We start from the raw sequence: 20,920 nt of genomic DNA, 5'->3' as shown, positions 1-20,920 counted from the left end.
GGCTCCTCCCCTCCACCCCCCCCCCCCCCCTCCCGCTGTCGGGTCTGTGACACCCCCGCTCCGCCGGCCGGCGGCCTGCACCCCCCGCCCCCGGGGGGGGGTTTTTTCCTTCCCCCCCCCCCGGACTCGGCGGCGGTTCAGACGTTGATCAGTAGCGGTAGTGGTCCGACTTGTAGGGACCCTCGACCGGGACGCCGAGGTAGTCGGCCTGCTCCTGCTTGAGCTCGGTGAGCTCGACGCCGAGGGCGCCGAGGTGGAGGCGGGCGACCTCCTCGTCGAGCGCCTTGGGCAGGACGTAGACGCCGATCGGGTACTCGTCGGTCTTGGTGAAGAGCTCGATCTGCGCCAGCGTCTGGTTGGTGAACGAGTTCGACATCACGAAGCTCGGGTGACCGGTGGCGTTGCCCAGGTTGAGCAGGCGGCCCTCGGAGAGCACGATGATCTTCTTGCCGTCGGCGCCGTCCTTGGGGGGAAAGATCCACTGGTGGACCTGCGGCTTGATCTCGTCCTTGACGATGCCCGGGATCTTGGCGAGGCCGGCCATGTCGATCTCGTTGTCGAAGTGGCCGATGTTGCCGACGATGGCCTGGTTCTTCATCTTCTCGAAGTGCTCGACCCGGATGATGTCGAAGTTGCCGGTCGTGGTGATGAAGATGTCGGCGGTCTCGACGACCGACTCCAGGCGGCGGACCTCGTAGCCGTCCATCGCCGCCTGCAGCGCGCAGATCGGGTCGATCTCGGTGACGATGACGCGAGCGCCCTGGCCGCGCAGCGACTCCGCCGAGCCCTTGCCGACGTCGCCGTAGCCGCACACGACCGCGACCTTGCCGCCGATCATCACGTCGGTGGCACGGTTGATGCCGTCGATGAGCGAGTGGCGGCAGCCGTACTTGTTGTCGAACTTGGACTTGGTGACCGAGTCGTTGACGTTGATCGCCGGGAAGAGGAGCGAGCCCTCCTTGAACCGGTCGTAGAGGCGCAGGACACCGGTGGTGGTCTCCTCGGTGACGCCCTTGATGCCGTTGGCGATGTTGGTCCAGCGCTGCGGGTCGTTCGTCAGCGAACGGTCGAGGACCCGGAGGACCTCCTTGAACTCCTCGTTGTCGGTGGAGTCCTGGCCCGGCACCGCGCCGGCCTTCTCGAACTCGACACCCTTGTGGACGAGCAGGGTGATGTCACCGCCGTCGTCGAGGAGCATGTTCGGGCCGACCTTGTTGCCGGCCTCGTCGGTGAAGTCGAAGACCTTCTCGGCCTCGTCCCAGTACTCCGCCAGGGTCTCGCCCTTCCAGGCGAAGACCGGCGTGCCGTTGGGGGCCTCCGGGGTGCCGTCGCCGACGACGACCGCGGCGGCGGCGTGGTCCTGGGTGGAGAAGATGTTGCAGGTGGCCCAGCGCACGTCGGCGCCGAGCGCGGTCAGCGTCTCGATCAGGACGCCGGTCTGGATCGTCATGTGCAGCGAGCCGGCGACGCGGGCGCCCTTGAGCGGCTGGTCCTTGCCGTAGCGCTCGCGCATGGCCATCAGGCCCGGCATCTCGTGCTCGGCGAGGGAGAGCTCCTTGCGGCCGAACTCGGCCAGGCTCAGGTCGGCAACCTTGTAGTCCATGGTTATTCCTTACCGAAGTTAATGCGGGCCTGCGTCGCGCATCTGCGCATCAGCGGGATCTCCCACGCAGGTTGCCCTCAGACTACAAGCGCTGGTTGACGGGAGCGGTAATCCGCAACCAACAGTTCGCCTGTAACCCTGTCGAAAACTAGAACGAGTTCCTATTATTGCCGGGCATGACGGCAACCACACCCGACCCGCACACGGTCCAGGGCGTCTGCGCCCCTGCGTACGAGCCTCTGCGCGACCTGCTCGCGCGCAACCTCTCTTCCGGAGCCGACCTCGGTGCCTCCCTCGCGGTGATCCGTGACGGCGAGCTCGTGGCCGATCTGTGGGGTGGTGAGGCCCGCCCGGGCGAGGCGTGGCAGGAGGACACCATCGTCCGGGTCTGGTCGGTGACCAAGACGATGGCTTCTCTGACCGCGCTCGTGCTCGCCGACCGCGGCGACCTGGACCTGGACGCTCCGGTCGCGGACTACTGGCCCTCGTTCGCCGACCAGCGGGTCCTCGTCCGCCACCTGCTCTCTCACACCTCCGGCATGTCCGGGTGGACCGAGCCGCTCTCCACCGAGGCGCTCCTGGACCTGCCGCTCGCCAACGAGATGCTCGCCCGACAGGAACCCTGGTTCGAGCCGGGCTCGGGGTCGGGGTACCACATGGTCTCCTACGGGCATCTGGTCGACGGCCTGGTCCGTGGCGCCACCGGGAAGCCGCTCTCGGAGGTATTCGCCGAGCTGGTCGCAGGGCCGCTGGGGGCCGACTTCCACCTGGGTGTCCGGGAGAGCGAGCTCGGCCGCTGCGCCGACCTCGAGGCTCCCCCGCCCGGAGGGATCGACATCGCCGCGCTGCCCGAGGGCAACCTGATGATCCCGACGCTGGTCAACCCGAAGCTGGATCCGGCCGAGTTCAACGCGGCCCCGATGCGTACGGTCTCGTTGGCGGGGATCAACGGGCACGGCAACGCCCGCTCGATCGCCAGGATCCAGTCCGCTGTATCCCACGGCGGGGAGGTCGACGGCGTACGTCTGCTGTCACCCGCCACCATCGAGCGGATCTTCGAGGTACAGGCCGACGGTGTCGACCAGGTGCTCCTGACGCCGATGCGATGGGGAATCGGCTATGGCCTGCCGCAGCCGGTGGCGGCGCCGGCGGTGCCCGAGGGACGGGTCTGCTGGTGGACCGGTTATGGCGGCGCGATCGTGGTCAACGACCTGGAACGACGGGTCACGGTGGCGTACGCGATGAACCGGATGACCCAGCACATGACCTCCTCGCAGCGCACCGACGCCTACGTGCGCACCGCCTTCGAGTGCGTGGAGGCGGCAGGTATGGAGGTGGCCCGATGACCGAGGTCAAGGTCTGCATCATCGGCGCCGGCTGCTCGGGGATCACGACGGCCAAGCGGCTCAAGGAGTTCGGGGTCGCCTACGACCAGTTCGAGCTCTCCGACGACATCGGCGGGAACTGGTACTTCCGCAACCCCAACGGGCTCTCCTCGGTCTACGAGTCGCTCCACATCGACACCTCGACCAGTCGGCTGGAGTTCGAGGACTTCCCCGCGCCGGGGTCGTTCCCGCACTTCCCGCACCACACCCTGATCCACCGGTACTTCCGCGACTACACCGACCACTTCGGGCTGCGGGACCAGATCACGTTCAACACCGGGGTCGAACGAGCCACGCAGCGCGAGGACGGCTCCTGGGAGGTCACGCTGTCGACCGGAGAGACCCGCTCCTACACCGATCTGGTGGTCGCCAACGGCCACCACTGGTCACCACGGCTGCCGGCGTGGGAAGGCGAGTTCGCCGGCGAGATCATCCACAGCCATTCCTACGTCTCCCCGTTCGAGCCCGTCGAGATCCGCGGCAAGCGGGTGATCGTGGTCGGGATGGGCAACTCGGCGATGGACATCGCCTCGGAGCTGTCCTCGCCGTGGATGGCGTCGAAGCTGTACGTCTCCGCGCGACGGGGCGTGTGGGTGCTGCCGAAGTATCGCAACGGGCAGCCTGCCGACAAGGTGATGGCTCCGCCCGACATCCCCAAGGAACAGGCACTGGCGGCCTCCCGCGAGCTGATCCGCGAGCTGGTCGGGTCGATGTCGACGTACGGACTCCCGGAGCCCGACCACGAGCCGCTGTCCGCGCATCCGTCGGTCAGCGCCGACTTCCTGACCAAAGCCGGCTCGGGCGACATCCACATGCTTCCCGAGATCGCTCGGTTCGAGGGATCGATGGTGCACCTCGTCGACGGATCGTCGGTCGAGGCGGACGTGGTGATCGCGGCAACCGGATACGACATGTCGTTCCCGTTCTTCGACCCGGCCGAGGTCTCGCTGCACCCCGATGCCGACCACCGCTATCCGCTGTTCAAGCGGATGATCAAGCCGGGCGCCGACCACCTCTACTTCATGGGGCTCGCCCAGTCCTCCCCCACCATCGTCAACCTCGCCGAGCAGCAGTCCAAGCTCCTGGCCCGCCTGCTCACCGGGAGCTATGCGCTCCCACCTGTCGAGGAGCAGGAGCGCATCCTGAAGGCCGACGAGGAGGCTCACCTGGAGCAGTACTACGCCGCCCCGCGCCACACCATCCAGATCGACTTCGCCCGCTACGTCATCGACCTGATGGCCGAGATCGAGGCCGGGGAGGCCCGAGCAGCCGCGGCCGGGTAGGCGCAGGTGCGTCAGTGCTTCTTCTTGAACGGCAGCAGGTGGAGTACGCCGACCACGATCGCTCCGACGATGAGTCCGACGACCGCGGAGAAGAAGGTGTTGACCAGCCAGGCGGCGGCCGCGCCGACGGCACCGAGCGCGTGGTGGACCTCCTCCTCGAGATGGTGGACGGTGTCGTAGGGCCATGCCCAACCGGGGTGACCGGCGGCGAGACCGTTGACGTCATGGACGCCGACCAGGATCAGGTGGCCACCGACCCAGAGCATCGCGATGGTGCCGACCACCGAGATCACGGCGAGCACCTTCGGCATGGCCGAGACCATGCCCAGGCCGAGCCGCTGGGCGAACGCGCTGGGGCGCTGGGAGAGCGAGAGGCCGGCGTCGTCCATCTTCACGATCAGGGCGACCACGCCGTAGACCACGAGCGTGATCAGGAAGGCGACCGCCACCAGGGCACCGAGACGCATCCAGAAGCCTTGGTCGATGACCTCGTTGAGCGCGATCACCATGATCTCGGTGGAGAGGATCAGGTCGGTGCGTACAGCACCCGAGATCATCGTCTTCTCGGCCTCGGGACCTTCCAGGGCGACCGGCGTCTCGTGGGCCTCTTCGTGCGGCCGAACCCATTCCAGGACCTTCTCGACACCCTCGAAGGCGAGGAAGGCGCCACCGAGCATCAGGATCGGGGTGATCGCCCACGGCGCCCACTGCGCCAAGATCAGCGCCACCGGCAAGATGATCAGCAGCTTGTTGCGCAGCGAGCCGAAGGCGATCTTCTTGATGATCGGCACCTCGCGCTCGGCGGCGATACCGTGGACGTACTGCGGCGTCACGGCGGTGTCGTCGATGACGACACCCGCGGCCTTGGCCGAGGCCTTGCCGGCGGCAGCGCCGACGTCGTCGACGGACGCAGCCGCCAGCTTGGCGATGGCGGCTACGTCGTCGAGAAGTGCGAAGAGTCCGGCGCTCATGCCGTCGCCTCCGTTGCGAAGGGCAGAGAATACGGAGGCGACGGCCTGAGGCCCACTGTCGCTCGCTGGCGCTCGCTCATGACTCGAACCTTAGCGGGCGGGTCGTGCTACTCCACGCCCTGCTCCCGGAACCGCTCCGAGAGCGGGTACTCCTTGAAGTAGTCGGTCTTGATCCGCAGCCAGTCCCCGTTGACGATCATCTCGTCGATGGCGTCGTCGGCCTGGTCCCTGAGCCCGTCGCCCTTGCGGAAGACGAAGGCGATGGGGGCCTTGTCGGACGGGAAGACGATCCGCTCCTCCATCGGGATCGGGGCGCTCTTGATCAGCCCATCGGTGAACGGCGCGTCGTAGAAGAACGAGTCCGCCTTGCCCGTGGCGACCGCCTCGAGCGCGGCCGCCTCGTTCTTCCGCTTCACGATCTCGGCCTTGGGAAAGCGTGCCTTGAGAATGCTCTCCTGCGCAGTGCCGTCCACGATGGCGACCCGGGTGCCGTTGACGTCCTTGAGCTTCTTGATCGGGGAGTTCTTCGGGGTGGTGAAGGACAGGTAGGTGACGAAGTAGGGGTGCGAGAAGTCGTACGCCTCCTCGCGCTCCTCGGTCACGCTCACCTGGGAGGCGATCATGTCGATCTTGCCTTCGTCGAGGGCCGTGAAGAGGTCGGCGAAGTCCATCGGAACGAACGACGGCTTGATGCCGAGCGACTCGGTGACACCGAGGGCCACCTCGTAGTCGAAGCCCTTGGCGGAGGACCCTTCGGTGTAGTACACCGGGGCGCTGTCCAGCACACCGATCTTGAGCTGGCCGTCATCGGCCGCGCTGCTGCGCCTGGCAGAGGAGGGGCCGGTCGTCTCCACCGTGTTGGAGACCACGATCAGGATCACCAGAAGGGTGACCGCGCCCGCAAGGATGAACTTCAGGGATTTCATACGACGTCCTGGTTGGGGGGAGGGGTGCGCCGAGACGCTGCGACCCGGCTGAGCCAGGCCAGCGGGCATCGTAGGCTACTGGACTTCAGGCGCCCCAAGGCGGGGCGAGCGCCGTCAACCTCAGGCGCCCTTGTCCTTGAAGACCTCCGAGAGCGGGTACTCCTTGAAGTACTCCTTCTTGATCTTCAACCAGTCCCCGTCGAGGATCATCTGCTCGAGAACCCCGTCGATCAGCTCCTTGCGCTCGTCGCCCTTCTTCATGACGAAACCGATCGGAGCGTCGTCTGCCGGGTAGACGATCGCCTCCTTCAAGGTGATCGGCGCCCGGTTGATGATCGGCGCGGTGTAGGGCGCGTCGTAGAAGAACGCATCGGCCTTGCCGGTCTCGATCGCCTTGACCGCGGAGTCCTCGTCCTTGGCCTTGATGATGTTGACGTCCTCGTACTGCTCGGCGAGGTAGCGCTCGTGGATGGTGCCCTCGACGACAGCGATGTTCTTGCCGTCGATGTCGTCGCGGTTCTTGATGGGCGAGTCCTCCGGGGTGAGGAACGACAGGTAGGTGACGAAGTAGGGCGCGGTGAAGTCGAAGTCCTGCTTCCGCTCCGCGGTCTCGGTCACCTGGGCGCCGATCATGTCGATCTCACCTGCCTCGAGCGCGGTGAAGAGGTCGCTGAAATCCATGACCACGAACTCGGGCTTGGCACCCAGACCCTCGGCGACGCCGAGCGCCATCTCGTAGTCGAATCCTTTGGTCACGCCGTCGACCTTGTAGAAAGCGGGCTCGGTGCCGTCGACACCGATCCGCAGAGTGCCCCCGGCGGCGGCACTCTCCTGGTCGGTCGCCTTGGGGGCGGGGTCGGCGAAGTAGCCGCCGATGACCAGGACCCCTAGGAGGGCCAGGGCGCCGGCGACGACGAACTTGATGTGATTCATGCGGAAGTCCTGTGTTTTCGGGATGGTGGGGCATGCCCGTCACGTCGGCGCCGAGAATCCGAGACGTGCTGGCCAGGAGTGGCCGGACGATGTTGCATCAAACACCTGTCTGCCACCTCGCGTCCAGGTTTTCGAGGATCGTCGTCACTATCTGTGACGATCCGTGACCGAACCTTGACCGCAGTGCGTGACACAGATCACGCGCATCGTTCACCTTCAGGACGGCTTCCTCGGCGAACAGGCCCAAACGCAGACAACCGCGCTTCAGGCGCCCTTCTCCCTGAAGAACTCGGAGAGCGGGACCGCCTCGAAGTAGTCCGTCTTGATCTTCACCCACTCGCCGTTGAGGACCATGTCCTCGATGACCCCGTCGATCCGCTCCTTGCGCTCATCACCCTCGCGAACCACGAACCCGATCGGCGCATCCTCGGCCTGGTAGACGATCGGCTCCGTCAGCGGGATCGGCGCACCCTTGATGATCGACTCGGAGTAGGGAGCGCCGTAGAAGAACGCGTCGGACTCACCGCGCCCCATCGACCTGACCGCGGCGTCCGCGTTCTTGGCCTTGATGACGGTGACGTCCTCGTACTGCTCCTCGAGGTAGCGCTCCTGGATGGTGCCCTCGACGACGGCGACGCTCTTGCCGTCGATGTCGTCGCGGGTCTTGATCGCCGAGCTCTTCGGGGCGAGGAAAGACACGTACGTCACGAAGTACGGAGCACTGAAGTCGTACTTCCGCTCGGCCTCGTCGGTCTTGGTGACCTGGGCGCCGATCATGTCGATCTTGCCCGCCTCGAGGGCCGGGAAGAGCTCGTTGAACTCCATCTCCACGAACTCCGGCTCCGCGCCCATGCCTTCGGCGACGCTGCGCGCCATCTGGTAGTCGAAGCCCTTGGTCACGCCGTCGATCTTGTAGTACGACGGCTCGGCGCTGTCGACGCCGATCCGGAGGGTGCCGCCGGCCGCGGCGCTCGCTTCGTCGGTCGCGGGTGGAGCGGGGGCGGAGAGCCGGCCGCTGAAGAGGATCGCGCCCAGGAGGGCAAAGGCACCGGCGACGACGAACTTGGTCTGGCTCATGGGAGGGGGATCCTGTTCCAGGGTGGGGGTGTGACCGCTATGTGTCTGATTTGTTGCCAAATCAAACAGCGGTCCACTCCCCCGCGTCCAGGGGTCGCCCACCATGGCGACGCGTCGCCGACACCCCTGAGCGTGAGACATGAGGCAGATCACATGGATCTGTCCGTCATCCGGAATTAACCTTCGTTAACCAGACCCAAACGCAGATACTCCGCGGAGTATGTCCCCTGGAGCAGCAGGGACGCGTAGCGGGCGACCTCCGTGGTCGTGTTCGCCTCGACCACCTCCACCCGTACGCCGCGCGTGTCCGCGGCCTCGGTGAGAGACCGCCGCTGCTCGACCATGATCGGATCGGTCGCACCGTCGTCGAGGATGACCAGAACGGGACGCGCGGAGGCCTGCTCCTCGGCGAAGGGGTCGTCGAAGACGTTGCGCGGCCGGGCGGCCTCGAGGACCGGGAGCAGGTCGTCGGCGTCACCGGCGATGGCGCCTCGGCCGCTGGCCCGGCGCAGGTTCTCGGCGACACGGCGGGCAGCGCGGGCAGCCAGGACGGAGCCACCCCACACGACCGGGAGCGAGTCGGCCAGCGAGATCGCCAGGATCTTGCCCGGGTTGACCGAGATGTCGCGACGCGGTGAGCAGGCGGTGGCGACGTCGTCGAGCGCGTCGGCCACCTTGTCCGCGTCGGCCTCCGGGCCGAGACCGACCGAGTTGAGGTAGGTGAGCATCAGGATCGCCATCGCGAGCGTGTCGCCGCCCTCGACCGGGAGCAGGGTGCTGTCGCGACCCTCGGCGTGCTGGGCGACCAGCGACTTCTCCGGAGCGGCCACGACCAGCTGGGCGCCGCGGCGGACGGCCTCCGCGGCGGCAGAGGCCTCACCCGGGTCGGAGCCGGTCGGGGCCAGCACGACCACCAGGTCGAGGCTTCCAGCCCAGCCCGGCAGGCCCGGAGCGGGCCAGGCGACGAACGGCACCGGGCAGAACGGCTCGAGGACGGCGCGCAGCAGGCGCGAGTCGGGACCTGCGGCGACGACGGCCCGGGGTCGGCCGGTCTCCGCGGCGCGGCGTACGGCCTCCTGCAGGGGCTCTGCGGCACCCGCAGCCTCCCGGCGGACCCGGGCTCCGGACTCGGCCAGAGAGCGCAGCAGCAGGTCGATCCCGGCCAGCGCTCGCTCGTCGTCGAGCCTCGACTCGTCGAACCAGGTCATCGCTGCCTCACTCGCTCTTGGTCGGACGAGCCTCGTCGATGAGCAGGACGGGGATGCCGTCGCGGACCGGGTAGGCCAGGCCGCACTCCCCCTGACAGACCAGCTCGCCATCCTGGTCGGGCACGGTCGCCTCGACGGGCAGCAGGTCGCCGTGGCACTGCGGGCAGACGATGATCTCGAGCAGCTTCTCGCTCAGGCCCAGGGGGGTCGTTGCGCCAGTCATGATGCGTTGTCCTTTCGGATGATCGCGAGCGCCTCGTCGCGCACGCGCTCCATGGTGATTGTGTCCTTGCCCTCCGCGTTGAGCCGCAGCAGCGGCTCGGTGTTGGAGGCGCGTACGTTGACCGACCAGTCGGCGTGGGAGAGGGTCAGGCCGTCGAGCTTGTCGACGGTGACACCGTCGCGCCCGGCGTACGCCTTCTCGATCTCGGCCACGGTGGCGGCCTGGTCGGGGACGGTGGAGTTGATCTCGCCGCTCATCGGGTAGCGGGCATAGGCGGCCAGCAGCTCGCTCAGCGGCTGGTCGGTCTCGGCGAGGGCGCCGAGGACGTGCAGCGCGGCGAGCATGCCGGAGTCGGCGCGCCAGAAGTCACGGAAGTAGAAGTGGCCGCTGTGCTCGCCACCGAAGGCCGCCTCGGACTCGGCCATCACGGCCTTGATGTAGGAGTGGCCGACGCGGGTGCGTACCGGGGTGCCGCCGAGCTCGGTGACGATCTCGGGGACCGCGCGGGAGGTGATCAGGTTGTGGATGATCGTGGCGCCCGGCTCCTGGGCCAGGGCCCGTTCGGCGATCAGGGCGGTGATCGCGCTCGGGCTGACCACCTCGCCCTTCTCGTCCACCAGGAAGCAGCGGTCGGCGTCGCCGTCGAAGGCCAGACCGGCGTCGGCGCCGGTCTCGCGCACCTTGGCCTGCAGATCGACCAACGTGGTCGAGTCGAGCGGGTTGGCCTCGTGGTTGGGGAAGGTGCCGTCGAGCTCGAAGTACATCGGGATCATCTCGACGGCTTCGGGGCCCAGGCGGCCGAAGACCGCAGGTGCGGTGTGGCCGGCCATGCCGTTGCCCGCGTCTGCGACGACGGTGAGCCGGCGACCCTTGACCGGGGCCAGACCGAGCAGGTGCGCAGCGTACGCCTCCAGCACATCGGTCTCGCTGATGCTGCCAGCGACATCGGCGATCGGAACCTCGCCGGAGATGACCAGGTCACGGATCTCGTCGAGCCCGGTCTCGGCGCCGACCGGGACCGCGTTGGCGCGGCACAGCTTGATGCCGTTGTACTGCGCCGGGTTGTGGCTGGCGGTGAACATCGCACCCGGCAGCCCGAGGTGACCGGAGGCGAAGTAGAGCTCGTCGGTCGAGGCCAGCCCGATCATCGTCACGTCGGCGCCGGCCTCGGTCGCACCTTCGGCGAAGGCTCCCGCGAGCGCCGGGGAGCTGGGGCGCATGTCGTGGCCGACGACGATCTCGCCACGACGGGCGCCGGTGACGTGCACGAAGGCCCGCCCGGCGCGTCGGGCGAGGTTCTCGTCGATCTGATCAGGGACGGTGCCACGGACGTCGTACGCCTTGAAGACGGCGTTGGCGATGTCGGGGTCAACTCTCTCCGGCATGTCCGGAACTCTAGTCGTCCTACTCCGAGGTCAGCACGCGGAGGTGCCCGCGGCGGGTGCCGCCCGGACGGGGCTGGCCGTCGTTCGCCCCCGGCTCGTCGGCGTCGTCCTGCCCAGGGGCCCCGACGGGCCCTCGCGGGGACGGAGCCGGTGGCCTCGCGGCCTCACGGACGGCATCGGCCAGCGCGAGCAGGTCGTCGCCCTTGGGCTGCGGGTCCACCGGCTCGCGAGCCAGTCGGACCACCTCCCAGCCCCGGGGCGCGGACAGCCGCTCGGCATGCTCCTCGCACAGGTCGTAGGCATGCGGCTCGGCATAGGTCGCCAGCGGGCCGAGAACGGCCGTCTGGTCGGCGTACACATAGGTGAGCGTGCAGACGGCTTGACGCTGGCAGGCGGTACGCGAACAACGACGAGCAGTCACGGGTGAACCGTACTCCCCTGAGGCCAGCCGCGCAGTTAGGCTCGCGTACATGACCAGGCACAGGGATCGGCACGGCCGTGGGACACGTGGCCCGGTGGCCGTTCCCACCGACCCGAAGGTGCCGGTCCTGCGCACCCGCCGGGAGCGCTTCGACGACATCGCGCTCGCCATCGTGACCGAGATCGACGGTCGCTGGCAGTCACGGCTGGGCCTGATCGAGTACGCCGTCGAGGAGTCGCCCGACATCCCGAAGGACTGGACCGTCGACGATCACATCCCGCTCGGGTCGCTCGAGCGTGGCTCCGGCGCGAACCCGGCCCGGCTGGTGATCTACCGGCGGCCGATCGAGCACCGCTGCCACACCCGCTCCGAGGTCGAGGCGATGGTGCTCATGGTCGTGGTCGAGCAGATCGCGGATCTGCTCGGGATCGCTGCCGAGGACGTCGATCCTCGGTATCAGCCCTGAGGCTTGGGACGTCTCGTTCCGGTCTCTTAGGTGCTGAGTTATTGGGGCTGGTCTGGGCCGCCGACCCTGTCCTCGAGTGTTTCTCGACCTGCCCCGGAGTAAAGGACGGCCTGCGGCCGCCGGCTTCGCCGGCCGCTTCGCGGTCCTTGACACCGGACCATGTCGAGAAAGATTTGGCTGGCTATCAGGGGCGGCGGCCCCAGTGTGGCCGCGGGGTAGACGCTCCTCGGACGGTGGACGCCCCGCGGTGAACGAAAGTTTCTTCACCCCAGCCTGGTGAACGAACTTTCATTCACCCACGCCACCGACCGCCCCACGGCGATCTCGGCGTGAACGAAAATTCGTTCACCCTCAGATCCCAAGCCCCTACCCGACCCGGATCGCCGCGCCAAACCCCTGCCGCCGACCCGATAGCCAGCCAAATCTTTCTCGGCGACGGCCGGTGTCAAGGATCGCCGAAGGCGACCGGCGAAGCCGGCGGCCGAAGGCCGTCCTTTACTCCGGACGCCGCCGAGAACACCCTCCAAGCAAGGGTCGGCGGCAACAGTCCCCCGAAAACACACCAACCCGCCGACGTGCAGCGCTGAAGACTCAGGGCTCCAACGGCAACGGCAACCCAGGAGCAACCCCAGCAGTACGCACCTCGGTCCGCAGCGGACGGAACGGAACCACCGCATCCCCATCGCCGCTCATCACCACGGCCGCATTGACCTCGACACCCTCAGGGACGAGCTGGATCAGCGCCGCCTCCGCGGGCACCTCGACCTCGGCGCCCAGCCCGGGACCGACCTTGACGGACTTGGCCTTGAGCGCCTTGCCCTTCGCAGTCACCGGGACCACCTTGACGGTTCCGCTGGCCCCGGTCTTGGCGACCGGGCCGGAGATCAGGACCCTCTTCTTGCCGACGCCGGCGCCGGCCGGGACGACCACCGCGGTCGGCTCCGAGATGGTCTCGGTGGCCGTCGTGATCGCGACGTCGCCCCCGTCGACCGAGCGCATCGCGGTGGCGACCGGGCCGGTGGCGACGATCTCGACGCCGTACGCGTCGCTGGCGCTGTCCTTGCCGAGCAGCTTGGTCAGGTCTACCTGCACCTGCCCGTTGGGCGGCACCCGGATCTCCGGAGCGCCCTCCGGGGTGAGCACGTTCTTGGGGGTGAGCAGGCGCAGCTCGGCGCTCACCTGGGCATCGCCCGGGTTGGTGACGGTGAGCGTGCGGCTCGCGGAGCTGTTCGGGTAGCCGACCAGCAGGTTGGTCTCGGCAGGCGTCGACTGGCCGGGGAAGTAGTCCTCGGTGGCCGCCTGCGACTCCAGCGCGACGGCACGGTCACGGACCATCGCCCCGGCCTGGCCGCGTACGACCGTGGTCTTCAGGGAGAGCTCGCCCTTGCGCGGGATCACGTGCAGCAGGTCGAAGGTGCGGGTGGTGTTGCCCGGGATCGCTACGCCGCGGAGGTCCTCGGGGACGGCCACCACGCCCTTCTCGTCGTAGAGCGAGATGTCGACCGTGGCCGCGCCGCTGTTGGGGTTGGTGAGCTCGAGGATCGAGTTGTGGGTGGCACCCGCACCGACGCCGGGGAACCACGCCTCGGCCTGCGGGGGAATGCACCCCGTCGCTGCGAGCGGCTTGGTCGTCGAACGTCCGGCGACCAGCCCGGGCGCGACCTCCTTGCCCGCCTTGACCACGACCGATCCGGGCTTGACCGACGCGCTGGTGACCTTGCCGGACCCCACGGTGGCCTCCGCGCCCTTGCCGGCGCCCGGGCCGGTCAGCGTGACCTTGCCGGACCCCTCGGCGGCGTTGGTGACGGCGACCTGGTCGGCGCCGGACTTCGGCTTGCCGGGGCACACCACGGTGGCCGCGGTCGGCGCGCTGCTGTCGGCGGCCAGCTTCGGCTGCTCCCACTGGTGGGGCCGGTTGAGCAGCAGCGCCACTGCCATCGCGCCGACCAGACCCAGCGCCACCAGCACAGTGTTGTCGAGGCGGCGGCCGCGCTGCCTGCGTACGCGGCGCAGCCGGGGTCGAGCAGCGGCCGCTGCCGCGGCGGCAGCCGCCATCCGTCCACCCTTGGCACGATCCGGCTCTAACTCGTGCTGGAGCTCCGGCTCCCCCGCCCGCATCTCGTCCGCGGTCGGCCAGGCCTCGAACTCCGGCTCGTAGGCAGGCTGGAACTCGCCGGTCCGGTAGTCACCTTCGTAGGGCGGCGGGTAGCCGGTCTGCGCGAGCATCTGTCCGGTCTCCGGCCCGGGCACGTAGGGCTCCTGGGCGTAGAGCTGCTCCGGCGTGTAGCCCTCCGGCGGCGTCTGGGCCGTCTGACCCGTGTAGGGGTCGGCATACGGGTCCAGCATCCACGGCTCCTGGCCGTAGACGTCGTCAGCCTGCGGCTCGCGCGAGCGGTCGTAGGGGTCACGGGAATGGCTCATGCCGACTCCCTCCTCTGGATCAGCGTCGGCAGGCACAGGACCAGGACCACGAACAGCCCGATCCCGGCCAGGACCAACAGGATCGTACGGATGATGGACTGCGACTCGGTCACGCCCGGGTCGCTCGGCTCGGAGTCGAGCAGCCAGGCACGCGTCGAGCGCTCGACGGTGCTCGCCTGGGTCACCGACCCGGAGGCGTCGATCCCCTCGGCGACCGAGGAGTCGGCCGGCCCGGGCATCACGATGTAGGCCACGCCCTGGGCGGCCAGATCACCGATCACCGCGTCGTCGGGGTCGGCGGCGAGGCGGCGTACGACTCCGGTGAGCTCCTCTGAGCCACCGGCGACCTGCGCGATCTCGTCCTCACCGAGGGTGATCCCGTCGTTGCGGAGGACGGCGTAACGGATGCCCTCGTCGACCGAGCCGCGCAGCACGAGGACGCCGTCCTCGGGCCCGAGGGTGGTCGAGGTCGGGTCGAGCATGTAGGAGGGCACCCCGATGTGGCCGAGGGCCCGGGTGTTGTCGGTGAGGTTGCCGGTGCCGGCGTAGACGAACCAGCCGAGGCTGCCGACGACACCGACCGCCGCGGCCGCAGCCGCCGCGCCGACCATGACCTTCCGCAGCCCGCTCAGGCCGTCGAGGATGGCACCCTGAGCACCCAGCACCGCCGCGACCACCGCGAAGCCCTGGATGGCGACCAGCGGGAAACCCCAGCCGACCCGGGCGATGCCGGCGTCGAGCGGGATCGGGATCCAGGACAGCAGCATCGTGACGGCCGCCGTCGCGACCGCGCCGATCCAGCAGACCATGACCGGGATCCGGGTGCGGCTCGGGATCAGCGCGAGCACGGCCAGCAGCGGCAGCGCCAGGCCCAGCCACCACGGGGCGCCGAGATCGGCACCGTCGAGCCCGGTCAGGCGGCCCACGAGCAGGTCGAACCCGCCTGCGGCCGGAGCCGGCAGCCGGCCCGGGTCGAGCAGCAGACCGGCCCAGCCGCCGGAGAAGATCGCCGGCAGCCACCAGGGAAGCAGCAGCCCGACCGGTGTCGCGATGGCCGCCGCGGGCGGACCCCACTGGTCACGGTCGCTGAGCACGGCGGGCATCAGCCGGCGGGCGACGATGAAGATGACCGCCGCGAAGACGGCCGCGACCAGGAAGGCCATCGGCGCGAAGGCGGTGATGACGGTGAGCAGCAGGCCGGTGCGCCACCCGGCGCGCCAGCGGCGGTCGGCGACGGGATCGCTGAACCCGAGCGCGGCGTGGGCGAGCCAGGGCAGCAGCGCGCCGACCACGACCGCACCGATCCGGCCGTCACCGAAGGCACCGCTGACGTAGGGAACCAGGGCGTACGCCGTCGCGCCCCACAGCAGCAGCCAGCGGGGTGCGCCGAGGTGGCTGATCAGCCGGCCCACGACCCGCAGCAGCCGCCACGCGCCACCGAGCGCGATCGGGAAGCTGAGCAGCATGACCGCGCTGACCGCCAGGCTCGGGTTGCCGCCGAGGACGGTCGCTAGCACGGCCAGCGGGAAGACGTGCGGCGGCGCGGGCACGCCGGTGCCCTGCGAGATCGCGTGCCACGACTCGAACTGCAGCTGCCACCAGTCGCCCGCGTTCTGTGGCGTCGGCCCGAGGCCGCTGCCGGCCACACCGCCGAGCGCCGCACGGGCGCCGATGACACCGAGGATGCCGACGACGACCAGGAGCACCGCGACCGGGTTGGTGAACAAGCGCACCAGCCAGCCGGTCTCGGCCGGGATCTCGTCCTCCTCCAGCTGGGCCCGCTCGGCCTGGCGCTTGGCGGCGAAGGAGGCCGGATCGGCCTCGGCCTGGGCCATCTGGCGCCGCTCGGCGATGTCGGAGGCCTGCAGGGTGACCGCGTTGGCGACGTCGGAGACGAAGTCGAGACCGTGCCGGTAGGGCAGCCACGGCGGTGGCAGCAGCGCCTTGACCACGTCCTTGTCGGCGTGCGCCTGCTTCCGGCGCCGACGCTTGGCGAGCATGATCTGGCCGGCGTGGCCGTAGATCCAGCCCAGGGCGCCCAGGTCGTCGAGCGCCGCCCCGGGGTCGCGCACCAGGATGAAGCCGAGCATCCGCCACAGGGTCTGGAAGAAGAACCGGACCATCGTGAACGGGAGCATCCCCGGCCGGCCGTTGACCAGCAGGGTGTAGAGCGCGGCCCGTCGCTCCTGATAGTGGATCCGGCGACCGGTCAGCTGCGTCTTGCGTACGCCGCGGTGGGCCGCCTCCACGTGGAAGACGACCGCGTCCGGGACGGCGATGGTCGTAAAGCCGGCGTTGGCGGCCCGCCAGCCGAGGTCCATGTCGGTGCCGAGGACCGGGAGGTGCTTGTCGAAGCCGCCGAGATATTCGAGGACCTCGCGGCGGATCAGCATGCCGGCGGTGTTGACGGCCAGGACGCGGCGTACCTCGTCGTGCTGGCCCTGGTCGTACTCGCCACGCTCGAGGCCGGTCTCCCGGTTGCCGGTGACCGAGATCGAGACACCGAGCTCGAGCATCCGGCGCAGCGAGGGCCACTCCCGGATCTTGGGGCCGAGGATGTCGGCCTCCGGGTATTCCTCGGCGGCGTTGAGCAGGGTCGACAGCGCGTGCGGGTCGGGGGTGGAGTCGTCGTGGAGGAACCAGATCCACTCCGGCGGCTGCGCCGCCTGGTGGAGGATGGCGAGCGCCTCGTTGGCCGCGTCCGCGAACGTCGTCGACGCCGGGAGCTTGACCACCTGGGCGAAGGTCTCCTCCAGGATCTCGACCGACCTGTCGGTCGAGCCGGTGTCGATCGTGACGGCAAAGCTCACCGGAGCCTGCTGGTTCCGGATCCCGTCGATGACGGTTGGAAGCCAGCCGGCGCCGTTATGAGAGACGAGGACGAGGGCGACCGACGCGTGCACGATCGGCAACCCTAGTGCCCAACCGGTGATAGTCCGAATGGACCTGTCGGGCGATCGGGACACGCCCCCTCAGGTATTTGCCCCGAAATGATCAGCAGGCCCGGACCGTGACGGTCCGGGCCTTGCTGGCTCGTGCTTGGTTGCGACTGTCAGTGAATCTCAGACAGCGCGCTTCTTCAGCTTGCGGCGCTCCCGCTCGGAGAGTCCACCCCAGATTCCGAAGCGCTCGTCGTTGCCCAGAGCAGACTCGAGGCAATCCTGGCGCACCTCGCAGGTCTGGCAGACCTTCTTGGCCTCCCGAGTCGATCCACCCTTCTCAGGGAAGAACGCCTCCGGATCCGTCTGCGCGCACAGGGCGCGCTCCTGCCAGCCCCCTTCGTCGGTGTCCGGCTCGAGGAGAAACAGCTCTCTCATCGTCTTTCCGACCTTTCGACCCTATTCAGCTTGTTTTCGGGACCGTGACCCCATCTCGGGCCAGTCACCTCACGCCATCGGCAGGTAACCGATCCCCCCGTTTTTTGCGGGAACTGCCTCTTGTTACGACCTGGGCCGTCACTTTGATGCAGTTCCCTGCCGAAATTTTCCCGAGATATCCAAGCACTGTCTCCACAGTTGTCGGTCCCCGGTTCAATTTCGAATCACACTGATGAAATTACATGCCTGTCGGTGCCACAAGTCAACCCTCAAATCTGATAGGGCCGCATTAGCACCGGCTTTAAGCACCGGCTGGAGCAGGGTTGCTGGCCCCGTCTGAGAGGCTAGGGCCATGCGTGACATCACCGTTCTCTCCGGCGGCCATGGCGGCTCGAAGTTCATCTCCGGGCTCCTCCACGGCATCTCCGCCGGCCGTGTCCCAGGCATTAGGGAAGATGCCCGGGTCACCGTGATCGCCAATACCGCCGACGATCTGTGGATGCACGGCGTCAAGGTCTGTCCCGACCTCGACACGGTGATGTACACCCTTGGCAACGGATTCGACCACGAGCGCGGCTGGGGCCGCAAGGCCGAGACCTGGTCGATCAAGGACGAGCTCGAGGCCTACGACGTGCCCGGGACCTGGTTCGGACTCGGCGACCGAGACATCGCCACCCATCTCGTACGCACCCAGATGCTCGAGGCCGGGTTCTCGTTGTCGCAGGTCACCGCCGCGTTGTGCGAACGCTGGCTGAAGCCTGTATGGGGCGACCGCGTGCAACTGCTGCCGATGACCGACGACCGTGTCGAGACCCATGTGGCGATCAACGACGAGAATTCACCCAGTGGACTCTCGGTCGTTCACTTCCAGGAATACTGGGTACGTCTCCGGGCCGGCGTTCCGGTCGAGAAGCTGATCTTCGTGGGGCAGGACGAGTCGAAGCCGGGACCCGGCGTGATGGACGCACTGCTGAATTCCGACCTCGTGATCGTGCCCCCGTCCAACCCGGTGGTCTCGATCGGGACCATCCTCGGCGTACCCGGGATCCGGGAGGGCCTGGTCGCCACCTCGGCCCCTGTGGTGGGGATCTCGCCGATCATCAGCGGGCACCACGTACGCGGCATGGCGGAGCAGATGCTCGCCGCCATCGGCGTCGACGCGACCGCTGCCGGAGTCGGTCTGCATTATGGGACGCGGGGCGCGGGCGGGGTCCTCGACGGCTGGCTCGTCGACACCGCTGACGCCGCCGCGGTCCCGGCGCTCACCGAGTCGGGGCTGAAGGCGGCGGCCGTCCCGCTGTGGATGTCCTCCGAGGACGCGACTGCCGACATCGCCGCCGCCGCGGTCGAGCTGGTCAACCGATGACGCGGCCCACGAACGGGCCGATGAGCGGACTGGGCATCACCGTCACCGCCCCCGACGGCGTACCTGAGGTGCGTAAGGGCGACGACCTCGCCGCCCTGCTCCTCACTGCACTCGACTCCGGCCTGGAGTCCCCGCTGGCCGACGGTGACATCGTCGTGGTCACCTCGAAGGTCGTCTCCAAGGCCGAGGGTCAGGTGCGGGAGGGCAACCGGGACGACGCGCTCCCCGGCGAGACGACGCGGGTGGTGGCCCGACGCGGACCGACCCAGATCGTGCGCAGCCGCCTGGGGCTGACGATGGCCGCGGCCGGGATCGACGCCTCCAACGTCGAGGCCGGCCACATCGTGCTGCTCCCCCTGGACCCCGACGCCTCCGCGCGGGCCCTGCGCGCCACGTTCCTCGACCGAACCGGCGCGAACGTCGGGGTGATCATCACCGACACCGCCGGACGCGCTTGGCGCGACGGGCAGACCGACATCGCCATCGGCGCCGCCGGTCTCGAGGTGCTGGAGAGCTTCGCCGGCCAGGTCGACGCCTACGGCAACGACCTCGTCGTCACCGCCCCGGCGGTCGTCGACGAGATCGCCTCGGCGGCCGAGATCTCCCAGGGCAAGCTGGGCGCGCGGCCGTTCGCGGTTCTGCGCGGCCGGGCGGACCTGGTCCGCGAGCCCGGTGACGACGGGCCGGGAGCGAGCGCGCTCATCCGCCCCGAGGGTTCGGACTTCTTCGGCTTCGGGGCCCGGGAGGCCGTCGTACGCGCTCTGAAGGGTGCCGCCGAGGACCAGGCCCCGTTCGGTGCGCCGGCGAGCGTCGAGGAGCTCTCCGCGGCCGTCGCGGAGGTGACCGGGACCGCCCCCGTCCCGCATCAGGACGGGCTGCGGGTGGCCGGAGCCGACGCCGCGGTGATGGCCGCGCTGGCCTTCGCGCACGGCTGGCGATGCGAGCGCGAGGCGAATAATCACGGGGCAACTTCCCTTCTGCTACCAGTGACCACCTAGAATCTGCGCGTCCCGACAAAAGACCCGAGGTACGCCGAACCGTGGCCAACAAGTCGCTCAACAAAGACCGCCGTGCGGTCATCAACGACATCCGCAAGAAGCAGGGCCGCGCCGAGCGCGTCCGAGGCTGGGCGATCATCGGTGTCTGCATCGCCTTCGCCGTCGTGATCATCGGCGCTGCCGCATGGACGCCGATCAGCGGCTTCATCAAGGACAGCGAGTACAAGGACGTCGCTCTGCAGGACATCGGGAAGAGCGCCAAGGCGGCTGGCTGCCAGAAGGTCACCGAGATGGCGGCCGACGGGAACCAGAACCACATCGCGACCGGCACCGAGCAGACCTACACGACTGCTCCCCCGGCCTTCGGCCCGCACTGGAACGAGGCCAACGTCGCGCCGGCCGACATGTCGCGCAAGTTCTACACCACCGGGGATCGTCCCGACCTCGAGGCGCTGGTGCACAACCTCGAGCACGGCTACACGATCGTGTGGTACGACGAGACCGTCTCCGACGACGAGCTGAACGAGCTGCGCGCGATCGGTGACAAGTTCGCCGGCACCTCCAACTTCCGCTACAAGTTCATCGCGGCCCCGTGGACCGCTGCCGACGCCAAGGAGACCGCGGTCGCCGGCGACAAGAAGACCGAGTTCCCCTCGGGCACCCACATCGCCATGACGCACTGGTACGCCGACCCGGCCAACCCGACCGAGGCCTCCACCCAGAAGGGTGCCTTCCAGTACTGCGAGGGTGTCTCCGGCGAGGCCGTCAAGGACTTCATGCAGAAGTTCCCCTACACCGCCAGCCCCGAGGCCCAGGCCATGTGATTCGTGCCGAGTCGGCGCATCTGCTCCCGTGCCTCGCGAAGCGAAGCGAGCCTGATGGGGGGGGTGCGCCCACACGGGGTTTTTTGGGTGGGCGGGGCGGTCGGCGTCCAGGA

Annotated in this window: 18 protein-coding genes; 6 read left to right on the top strand and 12 right to left on the bottom strand. The window is 68.6% G+C overall.

From position 1 onward, the window contains the following. Positions 1–148: 148 nt before the first annotated feature. Positions 149–1,603: an adenosylhomocysteinase gene (ahcY, locus tag ACFV9G_RS20945; protein ID WP_378729467.1), complete on the bottom strand. Its 1,455-nt coding sequence runs from the start codon at positions 1,601–1,603 to the stop codon at positions 149–151. A gap of 176 nt (positions 1,604–1,779) precedes the next feature. Here ahcY and ACFV9G_RS20940 point away from each other — a divergent pair, with 176 nt between their 5' ends. Together ACFV9G_RS20940 and ACFV9G_RS20935 are read left to right on the top strand one after the other, a co-directional pair. Continuing rightward, positions 1,780–2,949 carry a serine hydrolase domain-containing protein gene (locus ACFV9G_RS20940; RefSeq protein WP_378729466.1) on the top strand — a complete coding sequence of 390 codons (1,170 nt, stop codon included), beginning with the start codon at positions 1,780–1,782 and terminating at the stop codon, positions 2,947–2,949. Beyond that, a complete protein-coding gene (locus ACFV9G_RS20935; protein WP_378729465.1) occupies positions 2,946–4,271 on the top strand; it encodes a flavin-containing monooxygenase in 1,326 nt (441 codons plus the stop codon). Before ACFV9G_RS20940 ends, ACFV9G_RS20935 begins: the two co-directional genes overlap by 4 nt. Before the next feature lie 11 nt (positions 4,272–4,282). On the opposite strand, the gene ACFV9G_RS20930 is transcribed toward ACFV9G_RS20935, so the two are convergent. The 8 genes from ACFV9G_RS20930 to ACFV9G_RS20895 form a co-directional block, all read right to left on the bottom strand. Next, positions 4,283–5,242 (bottom strand): DUF808 domain-containing protein, encoded by a 960-nt coding sequence (locus tag ACFV9G_RS20930; RefSeq protein WP_378729464.1) that lies wholly within the window; start codon positions 5,240–5,242, stop codon positions 4,283–4,285. Between the two features lie 107 nt (positions 5,243–5,349). Beyond that, complete coding sequence (locus ACFV9G_RS20925; RefSeq protein WP_378729463.1) at positions 5,350–6,168, bottom strand: substrate-binding periplasmic protein; 819 nt, start codon at positions 6,166–6,168, stop codon at positions 5,350–5,352. A gap of 120 nt (positions 6,169–6,288) precedes the next feature. Next, positions 6,289–7,101 (bottom strand): substrate-binding periplasmic protein, encoded by an 813-nt coding sequence (locus tag ACFV9G_RS20920; RefSeq protein WP_378729462.1) that lies wholly within the window; start codon positions 7,099–7,101, stop codon positions 6,289–6,291. 264 nt (positions 7,102–7,365) lie between these two features. Beyond that, positions 7,366–8,178 carry a substrate-binding periplasmic protein gene (locus ACFV9G_RS20915; protein WP_378729461.1) on the bottom strand — a complete coding sequence of 271 codons (813 nt, stop codon included), beginning with the start codon at positions 8,176–8,178 and terminating at the stop codon, positions 7,366–7,368. A gap of 176 nt (positions 8,179–8,354) precedes the next feature. Continuing rightward, positions 8,355–9,386 carry an SIS domain-containing protein gene (locus tag ACFV9G_RS20910; RefSeq protein ID WP_378729460.1) on the bottom strand — a complete coding sequence of 344 codons (1,032 nt, stop codon included), beginning with the start codon at positions 9,384–9,386 and terminating at the stop codon, positions 8,355–8,357. A gap of 7 nt (positions 9,387–9,393) precedes the next feature. Next, positions 9,394–9,588, bottom strand: coding sequence for a Trm112 family protein (locus ACFV9G_RS20905; protein ID WP_378729468.1), 195 nt, complete (start codon positions 9,586–9,588; stop codon positions 9,394–9,396). A gap of 17 nt (positions 9,589–9,605) precedes the next feature. Continuing rightward, positions 9,606–10,994, bottom strand: a complete 1,389-nt coding sequence (locus ACFV9G_RS20900; RefSeq protein ID WP_378729459.1) for a phosphomannomutase/phosphoglucomutase — start codon at positions 10,992–10,994, stop codon at positions 9,606–9,608. Positions 10,995–11,013: 19 nt separating this feature from the next. Then, a complete protein-coding gene (locus ACFV9G_RS20895; RefSeq protein ID WP_091052677.1) occupies positions 11,014–11,466 on the bottom strand; it encodes a DUF3499 domain-containing protein in 453 nt (150 codons plus the stop codon). Between ACFV9G_RS20895 and ACFV9G_RS20890 the strand changes: the two genes are divergently transcribed. Next, positions 11,465–11,881, top strand: coding sequence for a metallopeptidase family protein (locus ACFV9G_RS20890; protein WP_378729458.1), 417 nt, complete (start codon positions 11,465–11,467; stop codon positions 11,879–11,881). The two genes, ACFV9G_RS20895 and ACFV9G_RS20890, sit on opposite strands and share 2 nt — an antisense overlap. 591 nt (positions 11,882–12,472) lie before the next feature. Here ACFV9G_RS20890 and ACFV9G_RS20885 read toward each other — a convergent pair. The 3 genes from ACFV9G_RS20885 to ACFV9G_RS20875 form a co-directional block, all read right to left on the bottom strand. After that, a complete protein-coding gene (locus ACFV9G_RS20885; protein ID WP_378729457.1) occupies positions 12,473–14,302 on the bottom strand; it encodes a DUF5719 family protein in 1,830 nt (609 codons plus the stop codon). After that, positions 14,299–17,205: a glycosyltransferase gene (locus ACFV9G_RS20880; protein WP_378729456.1), complete on the bottom strand. Its 2,907-nt coding sequence runs from the start codon at positions 17,203–17,205 to the stop codon at positions 14,299–14,301. The genes ACFV9G_RS20885 and ACFV9G_RS20880 overlap by 4 nt, the downstream gene beginning before the upstream one ends. 159 nt (positions 17,206–17,364) lie before the next feature. Next, positions 17,365–17,619 carry a WhiB family transcriptional regulator gene (locus tag ACFV9G_RS20875; RefSeq protein WP_008361238.1) on the bottom strand — a complete coding sequence of 85 codons (255 nt, stop codon included), beginning with the start codon at positions 17,617–17,619 and terminating at the stop codon, positions 17,365–17,367. A gap of 352 nt (positions 17,620–17,971) precedes the next feature. On the opposite strand from ACFV9G_RS20875, the gene cofD reads away from it, so the two are divergent. Genes cofD through ACFV9G_RS20860 form a run of 3 tightly spaced genes read left to right on the top strand, consistent with a single transcriptional unit; the run spans position 17,972 to position 20,807 of the window. Continuing rightward, the gene (cofD, locus tag ACFV9G_RS20870; protein ID WP_378729455.1) at positions 17,972–18,985 is read left to right on the top strand and encodes a 2-phospho-L-lactate transferase; all 1,014 of its coding nucleotides are present in this window, start codon (positions 17,972–17,974) and stop codon (positions 18,983–18,985) included. Next, a complete protein-coding gene (locus ACFV9G_RS20865; protein ID WP_378729454.1) occupies positions 18,982–19,983 on the top strand; it encodes a coenzyme F420-0:L-glutamate ligase in 1,002 nt (333 codons plus the stop codon). Before cofD ends, ACFV9G_RS20865 begins: the two co-directional genes overlap by 4 nt. 41 nt (positions 19,984–20,024) lie before the next feature. Further along, positions 20,025–20,807, top strand: coding sequence for a DUF3105 domain-containing protein (locus tag ACFV9G_RS20860; RefSeq protein ID WP_378729453.1), 783 nt, complete (start codon positions 20,025–20,027; stop codon positions 20,805–20,807). Positions 20,808–20,920 lie beyond the last annotated feature (113 nt).

It is taken from the genome of Nocardioides sp. NPDC059952 (genome assembly GCF_042730435.1).
Taxonomy (GTDB): Bacteria; Actinomycetota; Actinomycetes; order Propionibacteriales; family Nocardioidaceae; genus Nocardioides.
Note: the sequence above shows the minus strand (reverse complement) of the source record. Positions and strands in the feature narration are given on the sequence as shown.

What these genes read in the sequence shown, in the direction of transcription:
- ahcY (WP_378729467.1), bottom strand. Translation starts at nt 1,603, where the DNA reads ATGGACTACAAGGTTGCCGACCTGAGCCTGGCCGAGTTCGGCCGCAAG.
- ACFV9G_RS20940 (WP_378729466.1), top strand. Translation starts at nt 1,780, where the DNA reads ATGACGGCAACCACACCCGACCCGCACACGGTCCAGGGCGTCTGCGCC.
- ACFV9G_RS20935 (WP_378729465.1), top strand. Translation starts at nt 2,946, where the DNA reads ATGACCGAGGTCAAGGTCTGCATCATCGGCGCCGGCTGCTCGGGGATC.
- ACFV9G_RS20930 (WP_378729464.1), bottom strand. Translation starts at nt 5,242, where the DNA reads ATGAGCGCCGGACTCTTCGCACTTCTCGACGACGTAGCCGCCATCGCC.
- ACFV9G_RS20925 (WP_378729463.1), bottom strand. Translation starts at nt 6,168, where the DNA reads ATGAAATCCCTGAAGTTCATCCTTGCGGGCGCGGTCACCCTTCTGGTG.
- ACFV9G_RS20920 (WP_378729462.1), bottom strand. Translation starts at nt 7,101, where the DNA reads ATGAATCACATCAAGTTCGTCGTCGCCGGCGCCCTGGCCCTCCTAGGG.
- ACFV9G_RS20915 (WP_378729461.1), bottom strand. Translation starts at nt 8,178, where the DNA reads ATGAGCCAGACCAAGTTCGTCGTCGCCGGTGCCTTTGCCCTCCTGGGC.
- ACFV9G_RS20910 (WP_378729460.1), bottom strand. Translation starts at nt 9,386, where the DNA reads ATGACCTGGTTCGACGAGTCGAGGCTCGACGACGAGCGAGCGCTGGCC.
- ACFV9G_RS20900 (WP_378729459.1), bottom strand. Translation starts at nt 10,994, where the DNA reads ATGCCGGAGAGAGTTGACCCCGACATCGCCAACGCCGTCTTCAAGGCG.
- ACFV9G_RS20890 (WP_378729458.1), top strand. Translation starts at nt 11,465, where the DNA reads ATGACCAGGCACAGGGATCGGCACGGCCGTGGGACACGTGGCCCGGTG.
- ACFV9G_RS20895 (WP_091052677.1), bottom strand. Translation starts at nt 11,466, where the DNA reads ATGTACGCGAGCCTAACTGCGCGGCTGGCCTCAGGGGAGTACGGTTCA.
- ACFV9G_RS20885 (WP_378729457.1), bottom strand. Translation starts at nt 14,302, where the DNA reads ATGAGCCATTCCCGTGACCCCTACGACCGCTCGCGCGAGCCGCAGGCT.
- ACFV9G_RS20875 (WP_008361238.1), bottom strand. Translation starts at nt 17,619, where the DNA reads ATGAGAGAGCTGTTTCTCCTCGAGCCGGACACCGACGAAGGGGGCTGG.
- cofD (WP_378729455.1), top strand. Translation starts at nt 17,972, where the DNA reads ATGCGTGACATCACCGTTCTCTCCGGCGGCCATGGCGGCTCGAAGTTC.
- ACFV9G_RS20865 (WP_378729454.1), top strand. Translation starts at nt 18,982, where the DNA reads ATGACGCGGCCCACGAACGGGCCGATGAGCGGACTGGGCATCACCGTC.